The sequence below is a fragment of the Bacillus sp. LR--39 genome (assembly GCF_053613335.1).
The window spans coordinates 1-2,833 of the sequence record NZ_JBSIOT010000023.1 but is presented as its reverse complement, the minus strand read 5'-3'; the positions used below and the strand labels follow the sequence as shown (position 1 = coordinate 2,833).

1 protein-coding gene and 3 pseudogenes are annotated in these 2,833 nt (G+C 44.8%); 1 reads left to right on the top strand and 3 read right to left on the bottom strand.

Translation table 11 applies throughout. The features are described 5' to 3' along the window. Nucleotides 1-79: 79 nt before the first annotated feature. A complete protein-coding gene (gene treP / locus ACWHAR_RS19635) occupies nucleotides 80-1,492 on the bottom strand; it encodes a PTS system trehalose-specific EIIBC component (RefSeq protein WP_452087584.1) in 1,413 nt (470 codons plus the stop codon). Nucleotides 1,493-1,685: 193 nt separating this feature from the next. Between treP and ACWHAR_RS19630 the strand changes: the two are divergent. Then, a pseudogene (locus tag ACWHAR_RS19630) lies at nucleotides 1,686-2,420 on the top strand (spore germination protein); the annotation flags it as partial. Here ACWHAR_RS19630 and ACWHAR_RS19625 read toward each other — a convergent pair. Both ACWHAR_RS19625 and ACWHAR_RS19620 read right to left on the bottom strand, forming a co-directional pair. Then, nucleotides 2,416-2,605: pseudogene (locus tag ACWHAR_RS19625) on the bottom strand (sodium:alanine symporter family protein); the annotation flags it as partial. The pseudogenes ACWHAR_RS19630 and ACWHAR_RS19625 sit on opposite strands and share 5 nt — an antisense overlap. Before the next feature lie 124 nt (nucleotides 2,606-2,729). After that, nucleotides 2,730-2,833 (bottom strand): annotated as a pseudogene (locus ACWHAR_RS19620) (DUF1992 domain-containing protein); the annotation flags it as partial.

Genomic DNA, 2,833 nt, shown 5'->3' with positions numbered 1-2,833 from the left:
TGTTTTCATCTGTCTCCACCACCATATTTAAATTGAAAATGGGAAAAGGGAACGTTCAACACGTCCCGCTCCCCATTTGTTATTTATGTTTGAATCTCGCATACGCGTATGTTCCGGCAAACGGCACGATCAATACAATAGCCATCCCGATTGCAAACGCGCCCCAGTACTGGCTCATGATTGAGAAAATCCCCGGCACGCCGCCGACACCAACGGAGCTTGCCAGCAGACCTTGAGAAGAAATATACATTCCGGCCAGGCCAGAGCTGACCATTGCAATGATAAACGGGAATCTGTATCGCAGATTCACCCCAAAGATGGCAGGCTCTGTAATGCCAAGATAAGCAGAAATCCCTGATGTGAGGGAGAGGCCTTTTTGTTTCTCATCCTTCACGATAAACATCATGGCCAGAGCCGCCGAACCTTGTGCGATATTAGAAAGCGCCAGCATCGGCCATAAAAAGGTGCCGCCGTGCTTTGAACCGATGAGCTGCAGGTCGACTGCAAGAAACGTGTGATGCATACCGGTAATCACGAGTGCTGAGTAGAAACCGCCATATAACAGGCCGCCCAGTGCGGCAAAAGAACCAAACACCGAGATAAGCCCTGAAGTCAGTACATTACCGATCGCAAATGTAATCGGGCCGATAATGATAAAAGAGGCAAATCCCGTTAAGAGAAGCGTAATTGGTGCGACAACGAGCAGCTGTATGCCCTCAGGTGTGCGTTTTGTTAAAAATACCTCAATCTTCGCCAGCATATAAGAAGCAAGCAAAATTGGGAGCACCTGGCCCTGATAGCCGACTTTCTGCACCTCTAGGCCGAATAGATTCCATACCGGGATCTCTCCGCTTTGTTCTGCCGCGCCATATCCCCACGCATTCAGCAAATCAGGATGCACGAGCATAACCCCGAGCACAATGCCGAGAAGCGGATTGCCGCCGAACCGCTTGACTGCAGACCATCCGATTAACGCAGGCAAAAACGTAAAGGCCGTGCCTGCAATCAGGTTAATCATATTAGCAAGATCCGCCCACTGCGGATAAACCTGCACAATCGATTTTGTGCTGAAGAAAATGCCTTCCGCCGTTAAAATGTTATTGATCCCCATTAAAAGACCCGCCGTGACAATCGCAGGCAATATTGGAATAAAAATATCTGCAAGCGTTTTCACAGCACGCTGCAAAGGATTCATATTTTTTTCTGAGGCCTTCTTCACTTCATCCTTTGTTGACTTGCCAATTCCCGTTTCCTTGACCAGTTCAGCATATACTTTGTTGACAGTTCCCTGGCCGATTACAACCTGAAACTGTCCGTTTGTCGAGAATGATCCCTTTACCACATCAATTTGATCAAGCATCTCTTGGTCAACCTTGCTTTCATCTATTAAAGCAAAACGCAAACGTGTAACACAATGAGTTGCCGCTGCAATATTTTCAGCACCGCCGACTGCTTCGACAATCTGACGTGCCGATTTGTTCAGTTCCCCCATGCCAACCCCTCCGTATCCGTTTTTATAACTTGTATATACAACTTATAATCATATTGTATTCCTGTATATACATGTAGTCAACACTTTTTTTATAGCGCTTTCATCCTAGTCTGGATTATATGAAACAGACAAGGTTACCCTAAAAGTCACAAGCACTTATTGAATATGACATTAAAAAGCAGGGTGAGCCTCTATCAATAAATGCGACAAAGCGCTTCAGCGCATCAAAGAGCTAGAAGACAATCAGGACAGACCGATCTCTCCCAATTTGAAGTAAAACCTCGATAATCTGACCCAGCTTACAGAAGGTTGCTCAAACATCGTATTTAGACAATTTGACTTTGGAAACGGACTGTGCGGATTTATTGTTTATATCGAAGGAATTGTAAAATCTGAACATATTCAGGATCACGCCCTCCGCCCTTTCTTAATGCATTTGACGGAACAAATAAATGAACATGAAGAGGCGCTGCAAAATACTCTATCCATTTCAAGTGTTGCAACAGAAACGAGGATGAGCAAAGTGGCTGCATCCATCATTGAGGGGAACGCGGTTTTATTTGCCGACGGGCACTCAAAAGGCCTGATCTTAAATATAAAAGGCGGACAAAGAAGAAGCATTGAAGAGCCGATAACAGAATCGACCATCAGAGGGTCAAGAGAGGGCTTCACTGAAAGCCTCAGGGTCAATACCGCTCTTGTGCGCTTTCGCGTCAAAACGTTTCAGCTTAAAATGATCTCGTTTAAAATCGGCACGAAAACCAAAACCGATGTTGTCTTGGCCTATATTGACGGGCTTGCCGATCCAAAGGTCATTGACAAAGCAAAAAAAAGAATCAAAAAGATAAAGATTGATGCTGTTTTAGAAAGCGGATATATTGAAGAGTTTATCGAAGACGACACGTACTCGCCATTCCCCCAGCTGCAAAGCGGTGTGACTGTGCCTTCTCCCTTCGGCTTTTTTCCCTGTTTGAAAATGTATAAAGGATAGCGAAATTGAAAACCTTTCAGCAAAATAGTGAAATACAACCCCGTCCCCGTCAGCAGGATGATTAGCGGCGGGCCCCACAGCCAATCAGATATATGCTCTATCCATACTAATAGTCGTTCCATCCCATCACCCTTATTTCGTTTATGGGTCATTTCCCATAGATGGAAAAACATAAACCTTTTGACATAGAACTTGGAACATAAAAAGGATGGCTTTTATCAATCGCCATCCTGCAGATCAGACCAATCAGCTGGAAGAAGGTCTGTTTCGTCCAAGCCGGTCATATACTTTATTCTTATAAAAAGCGGATGCTGGCTTTGAAAACATGCCTTTTTTGTCGACAAGCTTAT